The sequence below is a fragment of the Streptomyces venezuelae genome (assembly GCF_008642295.1).
GTDB lineage: Bacteria > Actinomycetota > Actinomycetes > Streptomycetales > Streptomycetaceae > Streptomyces > Streptomyces venezuelae_C.
On sequence record NZ_CP029190.1, the window covers coordinates 3,918,565 to 3,943,010 of the forward strand.

Here is a 24,446-nt window from a genome sequence, read left to right on the forward strand (position 1 = left end):
GGAAATACACGGTGAGCATCGACCCGGCCTCGATTCCGAATTTCGGGGGACAGCCCGAACCGCAGGCCTCAGGACCGGCGGGCCCCGTCGTCCCTGACCAGGATCTGGTCAAGCAGCTGCTGGAGCAGATGGAGCTCAAGTACGTCGTCGACGACGAGGGTGACCTCGCGGCGCCGTGGGAGGAGTTCCGCACCTACTTCATGTTCCGCGGAGAGGGCGAGCAGCAGGTCTTCTCGGTGCGGACGTTCTACGACCGCCCGCACGCGATCGACGAGAAGCCCCAGCTTCTCGAGTCGATCGACGACTGGAACCGCCGCACCCTGTGGCCCAAGGTGTACAGCCACACCCACGATGACGGCTCGGTCCGTCTGATCGGTGAGGCGCAGATGCTGATCGGCACCGGCGTCTCCCTGGAGCACTTCGTGTCCTCCACGGTCAGCTGGGTCCGCGCCTCCATCGAGTTCGACAAGTGGCTCGTGGAGCAGCTCGGCCTGGAGCAGGAGATCGACTCCGCCGAGGGCGAGGACAAGGGCGAAGACGAGTAACCAGCAGCGAGTACGGAGGCGGTGATCACACAGGCTGTGATCACAACGGCAGTGGGGCGCTGATCAGCAGATACGTCCCGTAGCCGAAGGAGAGCCCGGCCAGGGCGGCGGTCACCGCGACCGCCGTCCGGGGCCGGGCTCGCGCCATTGCGGCTGCGGCGGGCAGCAGCAGGGGGAAGGCCGGCAGCAGGAACCGGGGTTTGGACTCGAAGAACCCGGCCCCGCCGAGCGTGATCACCAGCAGGGTGCCGCAGTACACCAGCAGCGGCAGGGGCGCCCAGCCGCGCGCCAGCAGCACCGCCAGCACCAGCGCCGCCACGATCACCACCGGGACCACCGCGGTGACCAGCGGGGTCCCGCCGGGCCCGCGGGCCAGCACCCGTGCCACGGACCCCGCGACCCCGTGGCCGAAGTCGAAGTACGACCCCCAGTCGCGCTGCACCGCGAAATAGCCGCCGAGCGGATCCCCGCGCCGGATGCCCACGGCCAGCAGGTGGGCCGCCCAGCCGGCGGGTGCCAGCAGCGCGGCGGCCCACACCCGCAGCGGGGCCCTCGGCTTCAGCAGCAGTTCGTAGACCGCGGCCACCGAGACGGCAGCCGCGACCGCTATGCCGGTCGGCCGGGTCAGTCCGGCGAGCACCGCCAGCGCCGCCGCCCACAGCCACCGGCCGCGCAGCACCGCGTACAGCGTCCAGGCGGCGAGGGCGGCCAGCAGGGCCTCGGTGTAGGCGATGCCGAGCACCACCGAATGCGGCAGCACCCCCCAGAGCACCACCAGCAGCAGCCCGGCCCGGGCCCCGGCGACCAGCTCCCCGACCCGGTACACCCCGACCGCACCCGCCACGGCGGCCCCCCAGGCCACCAGCAGCCCGGCCCCGGCCGGCCCCACCCACGGGAGCAGCGCGCAGACGCCCCGCATCAGCCCGGGGTACAGGGGGAAGAACGCGAGGTCGCTCTGTACGGAGCCGATCTCCGGCCACACCTGCGTCCGGCCGTACCCCTCCTCGGCTATCCCGATGTACCAGACGGAATCCCAGGACGCGCCGAGCACGGCGACGGGATCCTTCCCGCTCCACCAGGCGCAGGCGGCCACCACGGCCACCCCGACGACCCGCACCGCGACGAACGCGGCGACGGCCACCACCCCGACCGGCACCCCGCCCCGGGTTCCGTCGTCCCCGTCCGTCTCCCCGCTCCGCCTCACGGCAGCGGTCACACTGCTTGCGGCCATCTCCCGGAATCCCCCCGGCCTCATACGCCCAACGGATGGGCGTTCCCCCGTCCAAGGTCACCAGATGAACGTGCCCGGAGCCCAAAGCGTTTCCGAACGCCCGCACGCATCCCGCCGCCCTGTCCGCCCTCCCCTCGCCCGCCCTCCCCTCGCCCGCGCCGCCGGTGCTACAGCCGGGCGAGCCGGCCGGCCGCTTCCTCCAGGACGTCCGTCCGCTTGCAGAAGGGCAAGGTAGGAGCACCTACGGGAATTTTCAGCACCCGGGCATCATCGACACGAACCTTCCACTTCAAGGGCGAGACGTTCCTGAGCTGGGCCGACCTGGCTGGTCAAATGCACTTGTGCGGCTGCTTTGCGGATCACGTGCGAAGATGCGCAGTCGTAGAGGACGTGGACCCCGCCGGCTTGGCCGAGGTAGAGCATCGGGCCGTCCGCTGGTTCGGTGCTCCCTGGCACTTCGGCAAAGTCGGCACGGACGTACTGGGGGCGGACTCCGAGCACGTACTCCAAGCCGCCCAGCTGAGCCGCTTCAACGGTCTGCTTACCGCGTTTCTCCATGGCATCACCCAGGGAGATCAGGCAGAGCGCGGTCATGAAGAAGACTACGAGGCAGAGCCGCAGCAGCGGGCCCAGCGTCCGGTGCTTGCCAGCAAGGTGCAGCGCCGGTGCTGCGACGAGCGTCCCGGCGGCCCAGATGACCATCCAGGTACCTTCCGCGAGTAGGGCGGTGGGGCCTTCGACCAGGGCCATGGCTGTCCAGCCCAACCCCACCAGTGCGGACAGTGCCAACGTCCGGAGTCCTGGGTGTTTCCTGAATGTTTTCAACACGAAGCGTGAGGCCTGCCGCCGGTTCGAACCTTCAGCCGCTTCCATGGCGAACACGCCAGGCCCGAAGAGCAGCATCGGGAGGATCAAGAATCCAAGGGATGCCAGTGCCGTGGCGACTCGCGTCAGAAGGACCGCTGTGTCCAGCCCGACCTCTTCCGGTGTTACGCCGAACTGGGCGAGGTAACGGTCCACGGCCCAGTATTGGATCCCTGTGAGGAGGACGCCACTGAGTCCGAGAACGGTGACGATCGCCTGGAGCGCGTCCTTCTTGCCAGGACCGGGGGAGATGGCGGTCTCTGCGGTCGAGGGTGGCGTGACTGTCGACATGGCGCGATGGTGCACCGCGCATGCTTCCCGTACTGCCGGTTTGAGCGTCTTCTGAGAATGGACCTCGACACTCGTACTCAGAGCATAATCTGAGTACAGTCTGAGTATGAGCCTTGCTTACCTGGGGGCCGACCCTGAATCGGTCTCCTTCACCGATCTGTCCCGCAATCCGAAGGCCGTAGCCGCGCGCGCGGCTGCCCTTGGTTGTCTGCGCGTCACGCATCGGGATGCACCCGACATGGTGCTGTCGACCGCAGCGCATGCGGAGCGCACCGAGGAGAACCTCACGACGGCGTCGCGGCTCTTCCTCGCACTCATGAAGCACGATGACGGAGTCCGGTCCCTACTGGTGGCGCTGCCAGAGGTCTTTCCGTGGGTGCGGCATCTGGATGACGAAGAGATGCGCGCGTTCACCGTGGACTTGCTCGAAGCGCTGTCCGATGCGGCTGAGCTGGGGGCCAGGGAGGCGGTGCATCGCACCCTGGTGTCCTGGCGGGCGACTGCGCGCATCAATGCGGATCCGGAGCAGCTTCAGGAAGCCCTTCGGCCTCTTGCGGGTGACGATCTGGGCCCGGTAGAGGTGAGTGGGTGAGTCCGAAGAAGGGCGATCGCGTCAGCGTCCCACCCTTGAACGGGTGGAACGTGGTGTTCGGGGCCACAGAGGCGGTGACAGGCTGGGAGGAACTGTGCCGGGTGGCCCTTTCAAGCGCTCACCGTTGCCTGGAGGCGCTCCGCACCGACCCGCTGTCGCGTGAGAACTGGAATCGTCAGCACCAGCTTCGCGGGCGGCTCGCCACCAAGGAGTGGAAGGGTTCCGAGCTGGAGCAGTGGGAGTACGAGATCACGAGTGGTGGCAGGGTCCGCTACCTCGTCAGTCCGGAGACTTCGACCGTCATTCTGGTCTACGCATCCACTCGGCATCCCAAGGACACTGAGTAGTTCACCCCGCGGAGAACGGGGCCCAGCTGAAGTCAGGCCCTGTTCCCGCACTGCCATCTGGCGCGCCTTTCAGCGAGCCAGCCGCCCGAGGCGTTCTACTGCCTCTTGCAAAACCGCCGTCCGCTTGCAGAAGGCCCAGCGGACCTGGGTGCGGCCGGCCTCCTGGTCGTCGTAGAAGACGGCGTTGGGGATGGCCACGACCCCGCAGCGCTCCGGGAGGGCGCGGCAGAAGGAGAGGCCGTCCTTTTCGCCGAGGGGGGCGATGTCGGTGGTGATGAAGTACGTGCCCTGGGGGCGGTAGACCTCGAAGCCCGCCGCGGTGAGGCCGGCCGTGAGGATGTCCCGCTTGCGGGCCAGGTCGGCGCGGAAGGAGGCGTAATAGTCGTCCGGGAGGGCGAGCGCCTCGGCGATCGCGTACTGGAACGGGCCCGAGGAGACATAGGTCAGGAACTGCTTCGCCGAGCGGACCGCCGAGACCAGGGCGGGGGCGGCGGTTACCCAGCCGACCTTCCAGCCCGTGAAGGAGAAGGTCTTGCCGGCGGAGGAGATGGCGACCGTGCGCTCGCGCATACCGGGCAGGCCCGCCAGCGGGATGTGGCTCCCCTCGAAGACCAGGTGCTCGTAGACCTCGTCGGTGACCACCAGGAGGTCGCGGTCGACGGCGAGCTCCGCGATCGCGGCCAGTTCGGCGCCGGTCAGCACGGCGCCGGTCGGGTTGTGCGGGGTGTTCAGGAGCAGCAGCCGGGTGCGCGGGGTGACGGCGTTGCGGAGCTCGTCCAGGTCGAGGGAGAAGATCCCGTCGGCCGAGGGGCGGAGGGTGACCGGGATCCGGGTGGCACCTGCCATCGCGATGCAGGCGGCGTAGGAGTCGTAGAAGGGTTCGAGGGCGATCACCTCGTCGCCCGGTTCGAGCAGGGCGAGCAGGGAGGCCGCGATGGCCTCGGTGGCGCCCGCGGTGACCAGCACCTCGCTGTCCGGGTCGTATGTCAGGCCGTAGAAGCGCTGCTGGTGGGCCGCGATCGCGGTGCGGAGCTCGGGGATGCCGGGACCGGGCGGGTACTGGTTGCCCCGGCCCGAGAGCACCGCGCGCGAGGCGGCCTCGGCGATCTCGGCCGGGCCGTCGGTGTCGGGGAAGCCCTGGCCCAGGTTGATCGATCCGGTCCGGGCCGCCAGTGCGGACATCTCCGCGAAGATCGTCGTACCGAAGGCGGCCAGTCGCCGGTTCAGGAAGGGGCGGCTGCCGCCCGCGGGTGCGCTCATGACCGCCATCCTGCGCGGAACCTCTGGACTTGCTCAAGTGTGCTTTGGGCCCGGCGTGGTGCGGGAATTTCACCGGCACGCGGGACGGGGGTATCCCGCCACTCGGGGGACCGAGGTGTATCGAAGGAGGTGGGGATCGTGTTCGAGGCTCTTGTGTTCGGACTTCCGATCTTGTTCGTGATCGTCATCGGAGCAGTGGTGACCGCGAGCCGGGACAGCCGGCCGCGCCGTACGTCCCGCCGCTCGTCCCGGCGCGAGGGCTCGAGCTGGTGGGCAGGCGACAGCGGCTCGTCCTGCGGCTCCTCCTCGTCCTCCTGCGGTGGCGGTGGCGGGGGCTGCGGCGGCGGCAGCTGACACGGGGCAGCGTGCCGCCGCGCGGACAGGGGCGCCCGACGGGGCAACTTCCGTCGGGCGCCCTTGCGTTGGCCCTGGATGGCCCCGGTCTGGTGAACACGTGAACCGGGTAGCCCCCGGAGGGATGTAAACCCCGTCAAGTTGGGTAAAAACGCGGTGAGTGCCGTGCCCTTCATGATTCCCTCGGTTGAGTAGACCAGTCCCCGGGCCTCCCGGGACTTCCTGTGGACCCGAGCCGGTGTCCCGCACCCCCCACCCACGCGTTTCCGGCTGGGGCGGGGACCGGCCCCTCTCCCTCGCGCGTTTGCGGAGCCGACTCATGCTCACGACCCTCCAGACCACCTACACCGACACGCGTGCCGCCGATCTCGCCTGGGCCCTGGGCCGTGACCCGCTGCCCGCCCTGGCCGTACTGAACCTCGAACTGGCGAGCGCGAAGGTGGAGTTGCGCCTGCTCGGGGCCTCCCACCAGGTGCTGCTCGAGGAGGGCGAGGTGCTCTGCTCGGAGACGGTCGCCTGCATCCCCGGCAGCAGTACGCCGCTGCCGCTCGGCGTCGCCAAGCGGGTGGGCGACTGGGAGTACGAGTTCGCGGCGCGGGTCGAGACCCTCTCGCGCGGCTCGTTCGCGGGACGGGCGCAGGAATTGCTTGCACTGGTGGCCGATCACCCGAACGGGTTGGCCGGCACCTTTCCCGGCAGTCCGCACGCGTTCACCGCGATGCTCGCCCAACGGTACGAGGGTCAGGTGCGCTGGCGCACCTGGCACGCGTACCCGCAGGAAGGCCAGTTGGTGGCCACCCGCACCCGGGTGGGCGTGCGGATGGCCGCCGCGGCGCTCTAGGGGTGCCCCGGCGGCTCGTGGCGGCGATCGTTTCTGCAGCATTGGGCCAACTGCCCCAACGGGTACTCCAGTTGCACCCATGTGGGTGACCGGGTGTGGGCGTGCAGTGACGTACCGTTCGCTCCATGATCGACCGTTCCGCCCCCGGCAGGGTGCTCCCGGCGGCGCCGGAGCCGCACGAGTCGGAGCCACAGGCGGCGCAGACGAACCCGGTGGCCGCCCCGGCCGCCCTGCCGGTACGACCCGGGACCGGCCGACTGCTGGTCCTGGCCACCGTGTTCGTCTGCGCCGCCTGTGGGCTCGTATACGAGCTCGAGCTGCTCGCACTCGCCTCCTACCTGATCGGCGACTCCGTCACCCAGGCCTCCGTCGTGCTGTCCGTCATGGTCTTCGCCATGGGCATCGGCTCGCTGCTCGCCAAACGGATGCGCGCCGCACCGGCCGCCGGCTTCGGCGCCGTCGAGGCCGTCCTCGCCCTGGTGGGCGGGCTCTCGGCGACCGCCCTCTACGCGAGCTTCGCCTGGCTGGGGGAGTCCCGGCCCGTCCTGGTGGGCTTCTCCCTGGCCATCGGCATCCTCATCGGCGCCGAGATCCCCCTGTTGATGACCCTTATCCAGCGGGTCCGCAGACAGGACGCGGGCGGCGCGGTGGCCGACCTGTTCGCCGCGGACTACGTCGGCGCCCTGGTCGGCGGGCTCGCCTTCCCCTTCCTGCTGCTCCCGGTGCTCGGCCAGCTGACCGGCGCCATGCTCACCGGCATGGTCAACGCGGCGGCCGGCGGGGCCCTGGTGCTCTGGCTGTTCCGCCGGGACCTCACCCGGCGGGCCCGCTGGCTGCTGCTGGCCGGCAACATCACCGTGCTGGCGCTGCTCGCCACCGCCGGCATCCTGGCCGACGACTTCGAGCGGATCGCACGCACCGCGGTGTACGGCGGGCAGGTGCGGGTGGCCGTACAGACCGGAGTGCAGGAACTCGTGCTCACCGGCCCCGGCAGCGGCTCGCCCCGCTCCCTGGACCTGTACCTCGACGGGCGGCTGCGCGTCAGCGGCTATGACGAGTACCGCTACCACGAGGCACTGGTCCATCCCGCGATGCACGGGCGGCACGAACGGGTCCTGGTCCTCGGCGGCGGGGACGGGCTGGCCACCCGGGAGGTGCTCCGCCACCCGGACGTGGAATCGGTGACCGTGGTGGAGCTGGACCCCGGCCTGGTCCGCCTTGCCCGCACCGACCCGATGCTGTCCCGGCTCAACGGGGAGGTGTACGCCGATCCGCGGATCGCGGTGGTCTTCTCCGATGCGTTCCGCTGGCTCCGCGATCCCGCCCTGTCCGGGCGCTACGACGTGATCATCTCGGACCTGCCGGACCCGGGCATCACCGCCAGCACCAAGCTCTACTCCCAGGAGTTCTACGGTCTGGCGGCGCGGGCCCTGCGTCCGGGCGGCCGGATCGCGGTGCACGCGGGGACCCTCTCCACCCGGCCGCGCACCTACTGGACGGTCGAGGCCACGCTGCGCGCGGCCGGACTGCGCACCGCTCCCTACTCGGCGAGCGGGCGCCTCTCCGGGTTCGCGGCCGGCCCGGACCGGACGCCCGGTGCGGCGGGCGGGTCCGGGGCCTTCCCCCAGGACTGGGGATTCGTGCTGGCCGGGTCCGGCCGGGCCCCGGAACTCGCGGTCGGGCAGGAGACCGGGCTGCGCTTCCTCTCCACCACCAGCCTGCGGGCCGCCGCCCGCGATGCCGAGCGCCTGCGCATCCGGGGGCTGCCGCCGTCCACCCTGTCGCACCCGCGCTATGCGGGAGTGTCCTGAGCAGGTGCGTCCTGAGCAGGAGCGTCCCGAACGGGGCTCGCCGGGCTCGGGCACGGACGGGTACAAGCGCGGCGAGCCCCGCTACGCTCGACCTCATGGAGCATCAGGTGTTCGTCCCGGCAGCCGCAGACGATCTCCGCGCCGTGCTGCGCGACCCCGTGCGCGTGGCCCGCTGCGTGCCCGGGCTCCAGCAGGACGCCGACGACGCCTCCGGACCGCTGGCCGGGCGGCTCAAGCTGCGGGTCGGCGGGCACACGGTGACCTACCGGGGCGCGCTGGCCGTCAGCGAGACCGCGGAGGACATCTTCCGGATCGACGGCGAGGGCACCGAGGTCCGCGGCAGCGGTGCCGTGAAGTTCGCCGTCACCTTGCAGCTGGAACCGGCGGACGGCGGTACCCGGCTGCGGTTCACGGCCGGTGCCGGCGCCGACGGCCGGGCCGCCGCCTTCGAGCCGGAGGCCACGGTCACCGCCGTCCGGCGGCTGCTGGACCGGGCCGCGGTCCAGCTGACGGGCGCGGCCCGCGGCCTGCCGGACCGCACCGCCGCCGATCGCGATCATGACCGTGATCACGATCATGACCACGGCTTCGGTGGGGCCGAGGCTGAGGCGGGGATGCTGTCCGACGAAGCCGACACCGACAGCGACACCGAAAGCGACGGTGAAGCCGACCGCGGCTTTGGTTCCGTCTACGAGGCCGACGTACCGCCGCCCTCGCTGGACCCGTTCCTCGATGCCGAGTTCGACAGCGAGTTCGGTGATCAGTCCCGGCCGCCCGCCGAGGCCGCACACGCCCGCCGCACCATGATCGGGCGAAGCGCCGAGGAGGTCGACCACGCGCCGCCGCGCGGTCGCTACGCACCGGTACCGGCCCCCGACTCCGGGGCCTCCGGCGGGAACCTGCGCTGGCTCGCCCCCGCCGCCGCCCTCGCCCTTGCCGGGGTCGTGGTCTTCGGCCGCGCGCTCCGCCGCCGCCGTTAGCGGGGCCACCCCCTACAGTCGGATCATGACTACGCAACTGAGCGCCGGTGGTGCCGAGCTGACCATCGACCAGCAGAACGGCGGCCGGATCAGCAGCCTGCGCATCGACGGCACGGAGCTGCTGCGCCAGGGTCAGGCGTACGGCTGCTTCCCCATGGTGCCCTGGTGCGGGCGGATCGAGCTGGGGCAGTTCCGCAACGGCGGGGTGCGCCACCAGATGCCGGTCAACGCCGCTCCCCACGCCCTCCACGGCCTCGGTTGGGACGCCGCCTGGAAGCCGGTCCGGACCGGCCCGGCCGAGGCTGCGTTCGTCTACGACCTCGCCGATCCCTGGCCCTACTCCGGCCGGGTCACCCAGACCGTCGAGCTCGCCGAGTCCTCCCTCACCCTGGGCATGGGCATCGAGACCTATGGGGACTCGTTCCCGGCCCAGGCCGGCTGGCACCCCTGGTTCCTGCGCCGTCTCGGCCCGGGCGGGGAAGAGGTGCAGATCGGCTTCCAGGCCGACTGGCAGGAGGAACGCGGCGAGGACCACCTGCCCACCGGCCGCCGGATCGATCCGAAGCCCGGCCCGTGGGACGACTGCTTCGGCATGCCCTACGGGGTCGATGTCACCCTCACCTGGCCCGGCGAGCTGGAATTGAAGATCACCAGCCGGTCGGAATGGGTGGTCGTGTACGACGAGCAGGCCGAGGCCGTGTGCGTCGAGCCGCAGAGCGGACCGCCGAACGGGCTGAACACGCTGCCCCGGCTGATCACCCCGGTCGACCCGCTGGAGGTCGCGACCACCTGGAGCTGGCGCCGCCTCTGAGCTCAGCCCCTGAGCCAGCCCTTAAGCTCGTGGGCATGAGTGACGTGCGTGGTGACCTGCTGCAGCAGATCAAGGACAAGGCCGTGGTCCACGGCAAGGTGATTCTCTCCTCGGGGCGCGAGGCCGACTACTACATCGACCTCCGCCGGATCACCCTCGACGGTGAGGCCGCCCCGCTGGTCGGCCAGGTCATGCTCGACCTGACCCAGGAGCTCGACTTCGACTGCGTCGGCGGCCTGACCCTGGGCGCCGACCCGGTCGCAACCGCCATGCTGCACGCCTCCGCCGCGCGCGGCTCCCGACTGGACGCCTTTGTCGTCCGCAAGGCGCAGAAGGCTCACGGCATGCAGCGCCGTATCGAGGGCACCGACGTCAAGGGCCGTCGCTGCCTGGTCGTCGAGGACACCTCCACCACCGGCGGCTCCCCGCTGACCGCGGTCGAGGCCGTCCGCGAGGCCGGCGGCGAGGTCGTCGCCGTCGCAACGATCGTGGACCGCGGAGCCGCCGGGGCGATCGCCGAGGCCGGCCTTCCGTACCTCACCGGCTACCGGCTGGAAGACCTCGGTCTGTCCTGAACCGAGGGCATGCGATGGGGGCCGCTCGGCCCCGGCAACTGGTGACTTAGGTCCCCGATGCCCAGGCAATGGGCCCCTGACCTGCCCTTTTCCGGAGGCCTGGAGTGTTTCACGTGAAACGCTCCGGCCCCGTGCCGACCAGGGGGGTGGAGTGTGTGCCGGAGTCTGGAAAGATGGGGGCGACGGTGACGTCGCCCCCAGGTCAGGGCCAGTAACCAGACACTCCCGCACATCCAAGGAGCGGACAGATGCCCATCGCAACCCCCGAGGTCTACAACGAGATGCTCGACCGGGCGAAGGCAGGCAAGTTCGCCTACCCGGCCATCAACGTGACCTCGACCCAGACCCTGCACGCTGCCCTGCGCGGCTTCGCGGAGGCCGAGAGCGACGGCATCATCCAGATCTCCACCGGTGGTGCGGAGTTCCTGGGTGGCCAGTACAGCAAGGACATGGTCACCGGCGCGGTCGCCCTGGCCGAGTTCGCGCACGTGGTCGCCGGCAAGTACGGCATCACCGTCGCGCTGCACACGGACCACTGCCCCAAGGACAAGCTGGACGGTTACGTCCGCCCGCTGCTCGACATCTCCGCCGAGCGCGTGGCGAAGGGCCAGAACCCGCTCTTCCAGTCGCACATGTGGGACGGCTCCGCCGAGACCCTCGCCGACAACCTGGCCATCGGCCAGGAGCTGCTCGCGAAGGCCGCCGCCGCCAAGATCATCCTCGAGGTCGAGATCACCCCGACCGGTGGCGAGGAGGACGGCGTCAGCCACGAGATCAACGACGAGCTGTACACCACCGTCGAGGACGCGATCCGCACCGCCGAGGCCCTGGGCCTGGGCGAGAAGGGCCGCTACCTGCTCGCCGCCTCCTTCGGCAACGTGCACGGCGTCTACAAGCCGGGCAACGTGGTCCTGCGCCCCGAGCTGCTCAAGGACCTCCAGCAGGGCGTCGGCGAGAAGTACGGCAAGACCTCCCCGTTCGACTTCGTCTTCCACGGCGGCTCCGGCTCCACCGAGCAGGAGATCGCCACCGCACTGGAGAACGGCGTCGTGAAGATGAACCTCGACACCGACACCCAGTACGCCTTCACCCGCCCGGTCGCGGACCACATGTTCCGCAACTACGACGGTGTCCTGAAGGTCGACGGCGAGGTCGGCAAGAAGTCCACCTACGACCCGCGCACCTGGGGCAAGCTGGCCGAGGCGAGCATGGCCAAGCGCGTCACCGAGGCCTGCGCCAACCTGCGCTCCACCGGTACCCGACTGAAGTAATCAGCTGAGGTAACCAGCTGAGGCAACAACCGGTCTCCGCGGCCGGTGGTGCCGCTGTCGCGAAGGGGCCCTGCCCCGCCTGTCCCCCGACGGGCGGGACGGGGCCCTTTGCGTTTCTTCTCGGCAAGTCGAGGCACCGCCTGGCGGCCGATACCTGCACGCACGATGCGTAGTGAAACATACTTGCCGGTTGGGAACTAGCCGTCTCTGGGCCGTTGTTGCCGGGGAGGCGGCCGGAACCAGCCGCATCCTCCGCCGTTTCGGCCGGGATTGGCCGTGTCTGTACCACCAGAATGCGTCGGGTGTCCTCGCCTCGGATCGGGGTGACGTACCCCTGGGTACTTTTCAGGGCCGGACCGGTCGGTTCGGCCGTACCGGGCAGGCGGGGCCGTGCAGGCAGGGGTGGTGGGGCCCGCGGTGCGGCCGGTCGGGGACCTTCGGGTGAACCCGGGGGGTTCATGGCTCCGCGGCGGTGTGGAATCGTACCCGGAAGTATGTGACCGGGGCATGGAGAGGGGCGGGGCGGCATGGGGACGGAACGACCGCAGGTGAAGCAGGACCGGGCCGTGCGGACCCGGCAGGCCATCCTGGAGGCGGCGGCCGTGGTCTTCGAGGGCTGCGGATACGAGGCGGCGAAGCTCGCGGACATCGTCCGCCTCGCCAAGGTCACCAAGGGCGCGCTCTACTTCCACTTCGACTCCAAGGAAGACCTGGCGCAGGCCGTCATCGACGCCCAGGTGGCCATGGAGCCCGTCTACCTCCCCCAGGAGTTCAGGTCCCAGGAGTTCGTCGACGTCGGCATGATCTTCTCGCACCGGCTGCGGCACGACGTGCTGATGCGCGGCAGCGCCCGGCTCACCCTGGAGAACGCCGGCCGCGGCCTGGACCGGGCGGCGCCCTACCAGGGCTGGATCGACCTGCACATCGCGCTGATGACGGAGGCCAAGGCCCGGGGCGAACTGCTCGCGCACGTGGACCCGGCCGAGCCGTCCCGGCTGATCGTCGGCGCCTTCGCCGGCCTCAACGTCATGTCGCAGACCCTCGGACTGGAACTGGACCGGGAGGTGTCGGTGCTCTACAGCAGCGTGCTGCCGAGCCTGGTGATCCCGGCCGTGGCCGTCCGGCTCGATACGGCACCGGGGCGGGGCGCGAGAGCGCTGCACGGGTCCGGAGACCCCCGGGACTGTGCGTGCGCGGGTCTTCGGGCGGCGGTTGCCGCCGAGGCCACGGCCGATTCCGACGCCGCACCACATGCCGCGGCCTGACCCACCTTTACCTGCTCTTACCTGCCCTTTCACTCCCGCGTCCCCTCCGGTCCCCCGCCCTGTGCGGGGGATTTTTCCGTGCTGCCGACGACGGACGGGGCGTGGGTATGTTCCTCGAAAAAAGATAGCGGTATTATTTTTTGGGCAGGATGCGTCCTGCCCGCGCATCCCGGGGAGAGGTCTGTGGACATCGAAGTGCTCGGAGGGCTCCATGTCCGTGAGAACGGTCTGCCCGTGGTTCCTGCCGCGCCGACCGCGCGGCAGATCCTCGCAGTGCTCGCCGCCTACGCCGACCAACTGGTTCCGGCCACAGTGCTGACCGGTGAACTGGCGGTCCACACCCCGGTCGAGCACACCCGGACCGCGCTGCTCGACGCCGTCCAGCAGCTGCGCGGCCTGCTGGCCGGGGCGACCGGCCCGACCGGCCGGCGCACCCCCGAGACCGTCCTGGTCTCGGTTCCCGGTGGATATCTGCTGGACTCCGGCGGCGGCCGGAGCGACCTGCACGAGTTCGCCCGGGAGGCCGGGGCGGGCTACCGGGCCATGTCCCGGCGGGATTTCGAGACCGCGGCCCGGCGCCTGAGCGGCGCGCTCGGGCTGTGGCGGGGGCCGGCCTTCGACGGGATAGCGGCCGGCCCCCGGTTATCGGACCGCATCGCCGGCCTGGAGCGGACCCGGCGCTCCGTGCTCGCCCAGTGGGTGGAGGCCCAACTCGCCCTGGGGCGGCACCGGGAACTGCTGACCGAACTGCGGGCGGCCGGCGCCGGCCGGGCGCTGGAAACGTACCCGGAGCTCGCGGCGGTGCTCGGGTCCGGCTCCGGGCGCAGCCCGGCGGACACCACCCGGGCCGTGCGCCGCACGCTCCTGGGCGGGGCGGCCTGACCGGCCGCCCCCGCGGGGCCGCCACAGCGGTCACAACCCGGCCTGTTCATCCGTCAGTTGGAGGGGTGAAGTGAGTTGACGTATCCGTTCCGGCCACCTGGAATCCAAGGATTTCGGCGGATACTTTTCTATGCGAGATGAGGTGCATGCGGTATGGGAAGCGTCGCAACCGATTCGGGGTGGGGTGTCCATGACCTCGGCCGACGTGGCGAGGAATGGGACGAATGGCAAGCAAGACGCCCCTGATCGCGGTCGTCCACCGCGGCCCGCAGGGCCGGGCCTCCGCGCAGGCCTTCGCGGTCCGCGACGGAGTCGCCGAAGCCGGCGTACGCAGTGTGCTGATCGGTGCCGAGAGCCTCGGCGAGGCCCAGTGGGCCCTGCTGGAGGCGGCCGGCGGTTACATGTTCGGCGCGCCGCTGCCGGAATGGGCGGCGGCCCGGCGTAACGGCTGGTCGGGCAAGCCGGCGGGCGGCTTCGCCGAGTCCGTGCGCGAGGGTCCCGAGCCGGGCCCGTACGCACGGCAGCGCCGACTGGAGGCCTTCGCGACCGGACTCGGGATGCGCTGGATCGTGCCGCAGGTCCTGCCCAGTTGGTACTCGGCCTGCGGGAACGAGGCCGCGCTGGACTCCGTACGCCAGCTCGGGGGGCTGGTGGCCCGGACCCTTTGCGACGGACTCGCGCACGGCCTGGCCATGGACCTGGCCCACGACCTCGCCGGCCTCGGCCGGCACGCCGCTCAGACCGCCGGCCCGCCGGACCTGGCGGGCCTGGCCGACCGGTAGCCGAGCGGTACGAGCCGGAGCCGAGCTTCGCCGACCGGTGCGCAGGGCGGCTCCGCCGCGCGCCGGCCGGGGCGGCCCCTCGGCCCAGCCGTGACTCCGGTCGCCCGTCGCCTGTACGACGGGTACGAGGCCCTGGCCCGCCCTGACCCTGCGTGCCGTATACACCCTCCCCGCCTTGTACGGGGAAACCCTGACCGGCGTCTGGCCGGATTCCGACGCCTCAACTCACGGCGTACGAAGATCGCTTGACCCGAACCGGCCGGGAACCTAGGTTCGCAACGGGGAAGCAGGAAATCAGGGGAGCAGAACGGGGAGCAGGGGGGCATGGAGGCGGCACGGGGGGCCGAAGGAAGCGGAACCACGGCCGACGGGCCGGGGCCGGCGGAACGGCCGGAACGTGTCCCGGCCCAACGCCCGGTTCACGCACCGCAACACTTCCCGGGCCCCGGCCCGGGTTCCGGCCGTACCGCTGTCGGCGTCGGCCACAGCTCCGGCTCCGGCGCTGGTCACAGGCCTGGTCTCGGCGCGGGCGGCGGCCCGTGCGCGGGCACCGGCCTCGTCCCGGAGCCAAGCCCCGGCCTTGCCCTCGACCTGGCCAACAGCTCCGGCCCTGGCCGTAGCCCGGGCGTCGGCTCCGGCGCCGGTGCCGGCCCATGCGTGGGGGCTGGTCTCGGTCCGGAACCGGGCCTTGGCCGTGTCCTCGGCCCGGCCGACGGCTTTGGCCAGGGTGCCGGCGTCGGCCTCGGCGCTGGCGCCGGCGCGAACGCGGGCACTGGTCTCGGCCCGGAACCGGGCCTTGGCCGTGTCGTTGGCCCCGCCGATGGCTCCGGCCAAGGTGCCGGCCACAGCCCGGCAGGCCTCGGCGCGAGCGCCGGGCACGGGCACCTGCATGGGCACGGCCATGGGCACGGCCATGATCTGATGCGGAGTCTGCTCGCCGACCGGGATGCCACTCTGGCCGCCCTCGTGGACACCGTGCACGATCTGGTCACCCCCTACGACCTGGACACCCTGCTCCGGGTGATCGGCCGCCGGGCCCGCCGCCTGCTGGACCTGCATCTGGTCTGCATCGTCTTCACCCGCCCCGACGGCACCTCCTACATCCGCACCTCCGAGGGCGAGACCGTCCCCTACCACCTCGGCCTGGACCTGGGACCCGGCCACGGCGGCGGGCTGGCCGCGCTCGCCCACGAGCGCCGGGTCCCCGTCTGGACCGCCGACCACCCGGCCGACCCGGCCGTACCGCGCAGCCCCCGGACCGACGAGGTGTTCCGCGCCGAGGCCCTGCGCGCGGTGGTCGCCGTCCCGCTCCGGCACGGCGACACCGCGCTCGGCACCCTCTACGGGGCGGTGCGCGCGGTACGCCGGTTCACCCCCGACGAGCTCGGAGTGCTGCTCCCGCTGGCCGATCTGGCGGCGGTGGCCATCGAGAAGGCCGGCCGGCAGGAGCGCACCCGGGACGAGGTCACCGAGCTGGAGCACCTCAGCTCCGAGGCGACCACCACCCTCACCCGGGTCCGCCACCTCTGGGACTGCCACACCCGGCTGGCCCGGTTGGTGCTGGACGGGGCCGGTCTCGCCACCGTCGCGCGGGCCGCCGCCGACGCGCTGGACGGCGTACTCCAGGTCCGGGATCCGGGCGGGCACCCGCTGACGGCCGCCGACGAACTGCCGGACCTGGACGAGCCGGCCGTCGCCCGCGCCACCCTCCGGGCCCACACCGCCTTCCGGCCCGTCGAACTGCCCGGCAACGTATGGGTGGCGGCGGTGACGGCGGGAGCCGAGAACCTGGGCGTGCTGGTGCTGCGCGCGGCGGCACCGCTGACCGCGGAGGACGTACGCCTGCTCCGGGCGACGGCGCTGTCGGTCGCCTCGCTGACCCTGATCCAGCGCGGCACGGCCGCCGCCGAGAGCGGTCCGGTCCGTGACGAACTCCTCCAGGAGCTGCTGGACCGTTCCGCCTACGCGGAGGCCATCTCCGGCGAGTACGGCGACCGGCTCCTGCTGGACCGCGCCCGGCGGCTCGGCATCGACCCGGCAGCCCCGCACGTGGTGGTGGTGGCCCGGCCGGAGGGCGGGGACCTGGGCAAGGCGGTGGCCTGGGCGAGCTCGTACACGTACCGGATGGGCGGCCTGCGGGCCGTCCGCCGCGGGCGCATCGTGCTGCTGCTGCCCGGTACGGACGCCTCCGCGGCGGCCCGGCAGGTGTCGGCGGAGCTGTCGCCGCTGCTCGGCCACCCCGTGTCCACCGGGGCGGCCGGCCCGGCCGCGGACCTGTCGGCACTGGCCCGGGTGTACGAGGAGGCCGCGCGCTGCCTGGACGCGCTGACCGCGCTCGACGGGGCGGGCGGGACGGCATCGCTGAGCGATCTCGGCTTCGTCGGACTGCTGCTCTCCGCCGACCACGACGTGGACGCCTTCGTCCGTTCGGCGATCGGGCCGGTGCTGGACTACGACGCGGCCCGGCTGACCGAGCTGGGGCGCACCCTGGAGGCGTACTTCCAGTCCGGCGGCAGCCCCATGCACTCGGCCGAGGCGCTCCACGTCCACGCCAACACCGTCTCGCGGCGGCTGGAGCGGATCACGGAGCTGCTCGGCGACGGCTGGCAGAAGCCGGCCCGGGCGCTGGAGATCCAGATGGCGCTGCGGCTGTACCGGACCCGTGAGGTGCTCCGGGGGAGCCGGACGAGCCGTACCGGGCCCGCGGTCCGCTGAGCCCTTGGCCCTTGGCCCTTGGCCCTTGTAGCCCGGCACAGGCTCCGCGGGCCTACCGGAACTCGGCCAGGGCGCGTGCCGCGTGCGCCACCGAGGCCATGGTCACGTGCCGGTGCCAGCCGGACAGCGAGCGGCCGGAGAAGTCGCGCAGCCCGACCTCCTGGACGCTGTGCCGGGAGGCCACGGACACCCGCCGCGCCTGCTTGGTCATGCGCAGCAGCACGGCGGGGGCCGGCCGCAGCAGGTCGGTGATCCACAGCTCGGTGGGCGGGAGGTTGGGGTCGTTCCACTCGCCGACCAGACGCAGGTGGCGGCGCCTTTCCGGGGACGGGTCCGGCATCATCACGCGTACCGCGGACACCCAGGAGGTCCGCCGCATACCCGGGCGGAGCGGGTCGGTCCACTCCACCGGGCTGCGCAGGGCCCGGACATTGCGCAGTACGTCCTGGGCGGCGAGGGTGCCCGCGCCGTGGCCGGGCAGCGCCGGATCGGTGACCAGCAGCCGGGTGGCGGGGGAGATCCGGGCCAGCACCGGCAGTCCGACCTGCGCGAACCGGTGCAGGGTGGGCCGGGTGCCGATACCGCGGATGTCGAGCAGCACCGGGCGCGGGGCCAGCCCCATCTGGAGCACGCTTTCCAGGGCGGCGGTGACCGCGCAGTCCTCGTAGGACCGGTCGGCGGTCAGGGAGCCGGCGGAGTCCTGCGGCAGGTACAGCCGCCAGCCGACCGGAGTGGCCACGTCCACGGAGGTGAACCAGACCCCGAAGGCCTGCTGTCCGCGGAACATCCGCCCGCGGTGCGGATCGAAGCGGTGGCCGGCGCCCACCGACTGCTCGCCGCCGCGGGGGATCGCCATGGGCTGGGCGGTCCAGGTGGTGAGCGGGGTGGTCTGGTCGAGGTACTGGGCGAGGGCGCTCCGAATGGGCTGCCATTCCCAGGTGGAGTCGGAGATGAAGTGGTGCAGGCTCTGCTCGGCACCCACTCCGCCGGTCTGCGCCGCGATGTTGCGGATCGACTTGCGGCCCGGAGCCTCCAGCAGCCCGAAGACGTACTGGCGGCCCTTCTCCCGCTGGTCGCGCCGCCGCAGCGACCCGAAGACCGCCGAGCACAGCTCGTCGGCGACTTCGTGCACGGGATCTCGGCGCCCGGTGCGGCTGCGTTGGACGACGAGGTTCTCGGCGGTCAGTGTGCTCACGAAACTCCCCCTAGTTCGACTGCCCTTCCACCGTCGTGGGGAGGGGTGGTACGAGGGGAGGTGCGCCAAGCACACACCTGACGGCCCGGGTGGTGGGGAGCCCACACACCTCGACGGGCCGGCGCCGCGGGGCGGCCTCCGGGCCCGCACGAAACCCCGGCCACTAGGTGGCGAGACGACACCTGAACTGTCCCGCGCCCGCGCCGGGGGCTACGGGGCCGGGCCGGTCGTGCCCGCGCGGTTGTGCTGGAGGGGTAGAGCCCCGGGCGCGTGGTGCCCGGGGCTCTGGTGCCGGTGGCATGGCTGGGCCGCCGGCCCGGGCCGGGGGCGGCCCGGTGGCGGGGGTCAGTGCATCAGTTCCGTGTACGCCGTTTCGCTGCTGTCCTTCAGGAACTGGCGGCAGCGCTCGGCCTCTTCCGTCTCCTCGATCGCCCCGGCCGCCGCCGCCAGCGCGGCAAGGCAGCGCAGGAAGCCGCGGTTGGCCTCGTGCTCCCACGGGATCGGCCCGTGGCCCTTCCAGCCGGCCCGGCGCAGTGCATCCAGGCCGCGGTGGTAGCCGGTGCGGGCGTACGCGTAGGACTCCACGACCCGGCCGCCCGCGAAGGCGTCCTCGGCCAGCAGCGCCCAGGCCAGCGAGTAGGTCGGGTGAGCGGCGGCCACCTCGGCCGGGGTCTTCGACTCCGTGCCGAGCAGCCGGGCCGCCTCGTCGTTCTCGCGCAGGCGGGTGGGCTCCGGGCCGCCGAGAAGGTTCTGGTGAATGCTCATGGACGCAGTCTGCCAGCCGGGCCCCGGCAGGCGGGCGGGACCGGCGGTACGGCCCGGGCGCGAGACCGCCGGCCCGGCCGGCACCGCGGTCGCAGTGGCCACGCTCACACCAGCCGTACTCCGGAAGCCGGGTTTATGATGCGGGCAGGGGACCGGGGCTCCACTTTTCCCAGCAGGAAGGAGCGGACCGCTACCCGGAAGTTCGTGTCGAGGAGACAGCGATGTCGCACACCCTTGATGCCTCCGGAGCGAGCGGTTCGGACACCCCGAACCTCGACTTCGCCGGCACCACCCCCTACGAGGACTACGTCCAGGCGGATGTCCTCACCCACCTCCAGCACCCCCGTTCGGACGATCCGGGCGAGATGGTCTTCCTGGTCACCACCCAGGTGATGGAGCTGTGGTTCACGGTCATCGTCCACGAGTGGGAGACCGCCGCCCGCGCCCTGCGCGAGGACCGGATCGATGTCGCGATGGACGCGCTGAAACGTTCCACCTATGAGCTGGAGTCGCTCAACGCCTCCTGGCGTCCGCTGGCCCAGCTCACCCCCGGCCAGTTCAACGCCTACCGCGCCGCCCTCGGCGAAGGTTCCGGTTTCCAGTCCGCGATGTACCGGCGGATGGAGTTCCTGCTCGGCGAGAAGTCCGCGTCCATGCTGGTCCCGCACCGCGGCGCGCCCCGGGTGCACTCCGAACTGGAGAAGGCCCTGCACGAGCCCAGCCTGTACGACGAGGTGCTGCGCCTGCTGGCCCGCCGCGGCCACGCCGTCCCCGAAGCGGTCCTGACCCGCGATCTCTCGCAGCGGTACGAGCCCTCGCCGGCGGTGGAGGCGGTCTGGTCCGCCCTCTACGCCGCCGACGACCGGCACGGCGACGACCTGGTCCGGCTCGGCGAGGCCCTCACCGACGTCGCCGAGCTCGTCTGGCGCTGGCGCAACGACCACCTGGTCGCCACCCGCCGCGCGATGGGTGCGAAGACCGGCACGGGCGGCTCCGCCGGCGTCGCCTGGCTGGAGAAGCGCGCCTCGAAGAACGTGTTCCCCGAGCTGTGGACGGCGCGCAGCCATGTCTGAGACCCCGCTGTCCGAGACCCCGCTGTCCGAGACCCCGCTCTCCATACGCGCCGAAGCGCTCGACGCACGTGACACCGAGGACGGACTCGGCAAGCTCCGCGACCGGTTCAGCCTCCCGCCCGGCCTGGTCTACCTGGACGGGAATTCGCTGGGTGCCCTTCCGGCGGCCGTTCCGGGCCGGGTCGCGGACGTGGTCGCCCGCGAATGGGGCGAACTGCTGATCCGCTCCTGGGACGAGAGCGGCTGGTGGACGGCCCCCGAGCGGATCGGCGACCGGATCGCCCCGCTGGTGGGCGCGGCCCCCGGCCGGATCGTGGTCGGCGACTCGACCAGCGTGAACCTCTTCAAGGCGCTGGTCGGCGCCGCCCGCCTGGCCGCCGCCACGACGGACGGCGGCCGGGACGAACTCCTGGTCGACGCCACCACCTTCCCCACCGACGGCTACATCGCCGCCTCGGCGGCCCGGATGACCGGCCTGAAGGTGGTTCCGGTGGAGCCGGCGGCCGTCCCCGCGGCCCTCGGACCGCGCACCGCCGCCGTACTCCTCAACCACGTGGACTACCGGACGGGCCGGCTGCACGACCTGCCGGGCCTGACGGCGGCGATCCGCGCGGCGGGCGCCCTGTCGGTCTGGGACCTCTGCCACAGTGCGGGCGCGCTGCCGGTGGACCTGGAGGAGCACGGGGTCGACCTGGCCGTCGGCTGCACGTACAAGTACCTCAACGGCGGCCCCGGCTCGCCCGCGTACCTGTACGTCGCCGGACGCCACCAGGCGGGCTTCGACTCCCCGCTGCCGGGCTGGAACTCGCACGCGGACCCGTTCGCGATGACCCCCGGCTACGTCCCGGCCGACGGTGCCCGCCGCGGCCGGGTCGGCACCCCGGACATCCTGTCCATGCTCGCCCTCGAAGCGGCGCTGGACGTCTGGGAGGGCGTGTCGGTGGCGGACGTCCGGCGCAAGTCCCTCGCGCTGACGGACTTCTTCCTGGAGTGCGTCGAGGCGTACGTCCCGGGCGGGAAGGTCGAGACGGTGACCCCGGCCGCCCATGCGGAGCGCGGCAGCCAGGTCTCGCTGCGCACCGAGAACGCGTCCGCGGTGATGCGCGAGCTCATCGCACGCGGGGTGGTGGGCGATTTCCGGGCCCCGGACGTGCTCCGGTTCGGGTTCACTCCGCTGTACGTCGGATTCGCCGATGCGGAGCGTGCGGCACGGACGCTGGGTCACATCTACGGGTGATGATCACGCGGGTGTGGCGGAACGTCACACCGGGGCGGTGCGGTCGGGGCCATGGGCTCGCCGCGCCGCCCCGGCCGTACCCCGAGCCGGGTCTGGGGCGGGTCCGGACCGGATCCGGACGGGGGCCGGAGCGGGTCCGGAACACCTCCGAGGCGGGTCCGGACCGGGCCCGAGTGGGCGAGGAGCCGGCTCCGGGCGGAGCGGAACCCCTCGCTCCGGCCTGATAGCGTCCCGCTGCCCGGAACATGTGTCCCATGTCCCGGGTGTCTCCCCCGTACCGACGTACCGAGAGGTGTCGAGCCGATGACGGACCCCGCAGTGGAACGGGACGCCGCCGAGGAAGCCTCGGCCTTCTCCCACCCGGCGGTGGCCCCGGACGCGACTGCGTCCTATGGCGAACACCCGGACCAGGTGGTGGACTTCTACGCCCCGCGGGGCGACGCGGGGAAGACAGGGATGGCAGCCCGGCCGGCCGGGGCAACCGCCCTCGGCCCGGCCCCTCTGGTGGTCGTTCTGCATGGCGGCGCCTGGCGCGCCCCGTACGACCGGCAGCACATCACCCCGTTCGTGGACTTCCTGGCCCGCCAGGGCTTCGCAGTGGCCAACATCGAGTACCGGCGCGGCAGTGCGCTGCCCCGCCAGGGCGCGGCCGGCCCCGTGGCGGGCCGTTGGCCCGACACCTTCGACGACGTCGCCGCCGCCCTGGACGCCCTGCCGGACCTGGTACCGGCACACCTCCCGCAGGCGGACGTCCGCCGCATGGTCCTCACCGGCCACTCGGCGGGCGGGCAGCTCGCGCTGTGGGCGGCGGGGCGGCATGTCCTGCCGGCGGGGGACGCGGGTGCGGGTGCGAGTGCGGTGGATCCCGCGGGTGCGTGGCGGTTGCCTGCGCCGCCGCAGCTGCGGGGCGTGGTGGCCCTGGCCCCGATCGCGGATTTCGTGGTGGCGGAGGAGCTGGGGGTGTGCGGGGGCGCGTCGGCGCAGCTGCTGGGCGGCGAGGAGTTCTTCGCCTCCCGTCTGCCGTACGCCGATCCGGCCGCCCTGCTGCCGACCGGGATCGCGACGGCGATCGTCCACGGCCGCGCGGACCTGGTGGTCCCGGCGGCGGTGTCCGAGGCGTATGTGGCGGCGGCGGCGAAGGCGGGCGAGACGGTGGGCCTGACGCTGCTGGCCGACGTCGGCCACTTCCCCCTGATCGACCCGTCGGCGGACGCATGCGCGGTGGTGGCGGAGGAGATCGCTCAACTGGCCTGGTGAGGCTCGGGGCCAGGGAGCCGGGCACGGGACGCGCTCCCGGATGTGGTTCGGCGCAGGCGCAGGCGCAGGCTCAGGCGCCGCCGGACCGGGACGGAAGCCTGTCTTCCGTGCCTCCGGGCTGTCACGCTCACCGGATGGGGGACAACAAGGACCGGAACCTCGTCGAGCGCTTCATGGAGCCGCCGGAGGACGCGATCCTGGACGACCGGCCGGTCCGGATCCTTCAGGAGGTCCGTTTCTGGTGCGGGATCGGGATCGCGCTCGTCGTGAAGCTGCCCGTGGTGATGCAGGACCCGCAAGGGCTGGTCTACTGGGTCCGGGACGGCGCCCTCAGGATCGCCCTGACTCCGGTCCTCCTCCTGCTCTCCGTCCCCGTGGTCCTTGCGCTGTACATCGCCGCGGCCCGGCCCGGGTACCGGCGGCGGATGATCAGCCGATTACCGGGGCCGCTCACCTCCGTGGCCGCGTTCCTCGGGCACTTCCTGCTGGGAGCCACCGCGGTGGTCCTGCCGATCTGGGTCGTGTCCAGCTTCAACCACCCGCTGCTATGGGCCATCGCCGTGGTCATCGGCATCTACCTCCTGGCCCGGGCGGTCGGCTTCGTCTTCTTCGCCGTCCCGGCGATATCCCGGCACATGTTCCGCACGGTGGAGGTCCACCAGGCGCTCCCGGCCTGTCTCACCGTCGTCCTCGCCTGGGAACTCGCCCTCCAGGACATCTTCTTTCCCCTCGGCGACCAGATCGCGGACTCCACCCTGCTGCCCCTCGGCGGAGCGATCGCCACGATGGCCATTGCCGCCTTCGAACTCTTCCGCCTCCGCACCCGCCACGGCATCACCTTCCGCTCCCTCCCCCCGGAACGCCCGCGCGGCAGGAGCACCACCACTCGGGCGCATGACGCCTCATAGGCTTCCGCTGTGAACGACAACACCACGCACGGCATACGGATCAGACCGGGCGGTCTCGCCGACGCACCCGCCATCCTGGACATGCTCGACTCCGCGGTGGCCTGGATGAACGAGCGCGGCAACACCGAGCAATGGGGCACGACACCGTACTCGCAGAAGCCGGGCGGGGTGGCGCGGGTCGAGCGGTACACGACCGAGAACACCCCCTACGTCGCGGAGTTGGACGGCGCACCCGTCGGGGCGTTGGTGCTGGACTCCGGGCCCAGCCCGCAGATGCCGATCGCGCCGGCCGAGGAGCCCGAACGGTACGTCCGCCTCCTGGTCTCCTCCCGCCGCCATGCCGGCCTGGGCATCGGCGCGGCCCTGCTGGCCCATGCGGCCGAAGAAACCCGGCGGGCCGGTGTGGGCCTGCTGCGGGTCGACTGCTGGGCGGGCGGTGGCGGCGAACTGGTCGCGTTCTACGAACGCAACGGCTTTACGCCCACCGTCGGCTTCCTGTCCGGCTCCTGGCCGGGCCAGGTCCTCTCCCGGCGCCTGACCCCCTGACCCGGGCTCCACGCGGCTCCGCCTGTGCCGGAGGCGGGTCGCGCAGCA

25 protein-coding genes are annotated in these 24,446 nt (G+C 72.1%); 19 read left to right on the forward strand and 6 right to left on the reverse strand.

Annotated features, from left to right (window positions below; translation table 11 throughout):
* Positions 1-11: 11 nt before the first annotated feature.
* Positions 12-545: a YbjN domain-containing protein gene (locus DEJ50_RS17405; protein WP_150208901.1), complete on the forward strand. Its 534-nt coding sequence runs from the start codon at positions 12-14 to the stop codon at positions 543-545.
* A 40-nt stretch (positions 546-585) separates the two neighbouring features.
* Here the strand turns inward: DEJ50_RS17405 and DEJ50_RS17410 are convergent, their stop codons facing one another.
* Together DEJ50_RS17410 and DEJ50_RS17415 are read right to left on the reverse strand one after the other, a co-directional pair.
* On the reverse strand, positions 586-1,776 hold the full coding sequence (locus tag DEJ50_RS17410) for a hypothetical protein (RefSeq protein ID WP_223837791.1): 1,191 nt from the start codon (positions 1,774-1,776) through the stop codon (positions 586-588).
* A 267-nt stretch (positions 1,777-2,043) separates the two neighbouring features.
* A complete protein-coding gene (locus DEJ50_RS17415) occupies positions 2,044-2,931 on the reverse strand; it encodes a hypothetical protein (protein ID WP_150208902.1) in 888 nt (295 codons plus the stop codon).
* A gap of 106 nt (positions 2,932-3,037) precedes the next feature.
* Between DEJ50_RS17415 and DEJ50_RS17420 the strand changes: the two genes are divergently transcribed.
* Together DEJ50_RS17420 and DEJ50_RS17425 are read left to right on the forward strand one after the other, a co-directional pair.
* Positions 3,038-3,523 (forward strand): prevent-host-death family protein, encoded by a 486-nt coding sequence (locus DEJ50_RS17420; RefSeq protein WP_150208903.1) that lies wholly within the window; start codon positions 3,038-3,040, stop codon positions 3,521-3,523.
* A complete protein-coding gene (locus DEJ50_RS17425) occupies positions 3,520-3,870 on the forward strand; it encodes a hypothetical protein (RefSeq protein ID WP_150208904.1) in 351 nt (116 codons plus the stop codon). The genes DEJ50_RS17420 and DEJ50_RS17425 overlap by 4 nt, the downstream gene beginning before the upstream one ends.
* Before the next feature lie 69 nt (positions 3,871-3,939).
* On the opposite strand, the gene DEJ50_RS17430 is transcribed toward DEJ50_RS17425, so the two are convergent.
* On the reverse strand, positions 3,940-5,139 hold the full coding sequence (locus tag DEJ50_RS17430; RefSeq protein WP_150208905.1) for a pyridoxal phosphate-dependent aminotransferase: 1,200 nt from the start codon (positions 5,137-5,139) through the stop codon (positions 3,940-3,942).
* A gap of 129 nt (positions 5,140-5,268) precedes the next feature.
* Here DEJ50_RS17430 and DEJ50_RS17435 point away from each other — a divergent pair, with 129 nt between their 5' ends.
* From DEJ50_RS17435 to DEJ50_RS17480, 10 genes are all read left to right on the forward strand, one after another.
* A complete protein-coding gene (locus DEJ50_RS17435; RefSeq protein WP_150208906.1) occupies positions 5,269-5,484 on the forward strand; it encodes a hypothetical protein in 216 nt (71 codons plus the stop codon).
* A 319-nt stretch (positions 5,485-5,803) separates the two neighbouring features.
* The gene (locus DEJ50_RS17440; protein WP_150208907.1) at positions 5,804-6,325 is read left to right on the forward strand and encodes a DUF2617 family protein; all 522 of its coding nucleotides are present in this window, start codon (positions 5,804-5,806) and stop codon (positions 6,323-6,325) included.
* A 125-nt stretch (positions 6,326-6,450) separates the two neighbouring features.
* Positions 6,451-8,136, forward strand: a complete 1,686-nt coding sequence (locus DEJ50_RS17445) for a polyamine aminopropyltransferase (protein ID WP_150208908.1) — start codon at positions 6,451-6,453, stop codon at positions 8,134-8,136.
* 95 nt (positions 8,137-8,231) lie between these two features.
* Positions 8,232-9,116, forward strand: a complete 885-nt coding sequence (locus tag DEJ50_RS17450) for an SRPBCC domain-containing protein (protein WP_150208909.1) — start codon at positions 8,232-8,234, stop codon at positions 9,114-9,116.
* Positions 9,117-9,141: 25 nt separating this feature from the next.
* Positions 9,142-9,927, forward strand: coding sequence for an aldose 1-epimerase (locus tag DEJ50_RS17455; RefSeq protein ID WP_150208910.1), 786 nt, complete (start codon positions 9,142-9,144; stop codon positions 9,925-9,927).
* Positions 9,928-9,962: 35 nt separating this feature from the next.
* The gene (gene pyrE, locus DEJ50_RS17460) at positions 9,963-10,502 is read left to right on the forward strand and encodes an orotate phosphoribosyltransferase (RefSeq protein ID WP_150208911.1); all 540 of its coding nucleotides are present in this window, start codon (positions 9,963-9,965) and stop codon (positions 10,500-10,502) included.
* Positions 10,503-10,750: 248 nt separating this feature from the next.
* Complete coding sequence (gene fbaA, locus DEJ50_RS17465) at positions 10,751-11,773, forward strand: class II fructose-bisphosphate aldolase (RefSeq protein ID WP_150208912.1); 1,023 nt, start codon at positions 10,751-10,753, stop codon at positions 11,771-11,773.
* Positions 11,774-12,300: 527 nt separating this feature from the next.
* Positions 12,301-13,038 carry a ScbR family autoregulator-binding transcription factor gene (locus DEJ50_RS17470; RefSeq protein WP_223837792.1) on the forward strand — a complete coding sequence of 246 codons (738 nt, stop codon included), beginning with the start codon at positions 12,301-12,303 and terminating at the stop codon, positions 13,036-13,038.
* 183 nt (positions 13,039-13,221) lie between these two features.
* Complete coding sequence (locus tag DEJ50_RS17475) at positions 13,222-13,920, forward strand: BTAD domain-containing putative transcriptional regulator (RefSeq protein ID WP_150208913.1); 699 nt, start codon at positions 13,222-13,224, stop codon at positions 13,918-13,920.
* Positions 13,921-14,144: 224 nt separating this feature from the next.
* The gene (locus DEJ50_RS17480; protein WP_150208914.1) at positions 14,145-14,702 is read left to right on the forward strand and encodes a hypothetical protein; all 558 of its coding nucleotides are present in this window, start codon (positions 14,145-14,147) and stop codon (positions 14,700-14,702) included.
* A gap of 294 nt (positions 14,703-14,996) precedes the next feature.
* On the opposite strand, the gene DEJ50_RS17485 is transcribed toward DEJ50_RS17480, so the two are convergent.
* On the reverse strand, positions 14,997-15,617 hold the full coding sequence (locus DEJ50_RS17485; protein ID WP_190345094.1) for a hypothetical protein: 621 nt from the start codon (positions 15,615-15,617) through the stop codon (positions 14,997-14,999).
* Between the two features lie 6 nt (positions 15,618-15,623).
* Here DEJ50_RS17485 and DEJ50_RS17490 point away from each other — a divergent pair, with 6 nt between their 5' ends.
* Complete coding sequence (locus DEJ50_RS17490) at positions 15,624-17,417, forward strand: helix-turn-helix domain-containing protein (RefSeq protein WP_150208916.1); 1,794 nt, start codon at positions 15,624-15,626, stop codon at positions 17,415-17,417.
* A gap of 52 nt (positions 17,418-17,469) precedes the next feature.
* Here DEJ50_RS17490 and DEJ50_RS17495 read toward each other — a convergent pair whose 3' ends face one another.
* A complete protein-coding gene (locus DEJ50_RS17495) occupies positions 17,470-18,612 on the reverse strand; it encodes a transposase (RefSeq protein WP_223837793.1) in 1,143 nt (380 codons plus the stop codon).
* A gap of 345 nt (positions 18,613-18,957) precedes the next feature.
* Positions 18,958-19,377, reverse strand: a complete 420-nt coding sequence (locus DEJ50_RS17500) for a DUF3151 domain-containing protein (protein ID WP_150208917.1) — start codon at positions 19,375-19,377, stop codon at positions 18,958-18,960.
* Between the two features lie 221 nt (positions 19,378-19,598).
* On the opposite strand from DEJ50_RS17500, the gene DEJ50_RS17505 reads away from it, so the two are divergent.
* The 5 genes from DEJ50_RS17505 (at position 19,599) to DEJ50_RS17525 (ending at position 24,398) form a co-directional block, all read left to right on the forward strand.
* A complete protein-coding gene (locus DEJ50_RS17505; protein WP_150208918.1) occupies positions 19,599-20,450 on the forward strand; it encodes a tryptophan 2,3-dioxygenase family protein in 852 nt (283 codons plus the stop codon).
* Entirely contained in the window at positions 20,443-21,687 is a 1,245-nt protein-coding gene (gene kynU / locus DEJ50_RS17510; RefSeq protein ID WP_150208919.1) for a kynureninase, read from the forward strand. Before DEJ50_RS17505 ends, kynU begins: the two co-directional genes overlap by 8 nt.
* A gap of 303 nt (positions 21,688-21,990) precedes the next feature.
* Positions 21,991-22,944, forward strand: coding sequence for an alpha/beta hydrolase family protein (locus DEJ50_RS17515; protein WP_150208920.1), 954 nt, complete (start codon positions 21,991-21,993; stop codon positions 22,942-22,944).
* 134 nt (positions 22,945-23,078) lie between these two features.
* A complete protein-coding gene (locus DEJ50_RS17520; protein WP_150208921.1) occupies positions 23,079-23,852 on the forward strand; it encodes a hypothetical protein in 774 nt (257 codons plus the stop codon).
* A gap of 9 nt (positions 23,853-23,861) precedes the next feature.
* The gene (locus DEJ50_RS17525) at positions 23,862-24,398 is read left to right on the forward strand and encodes a GNAT family N-acetyltransferase (protein WP_150208922.1); all 537 of its coding nucleotides are present in this window, start codon (positions 23,862-23,864) and stop codon (positions 24,396-24,398) included.
* Positions 24,399-24,446 lie beyond the last annotated feature (48 nt).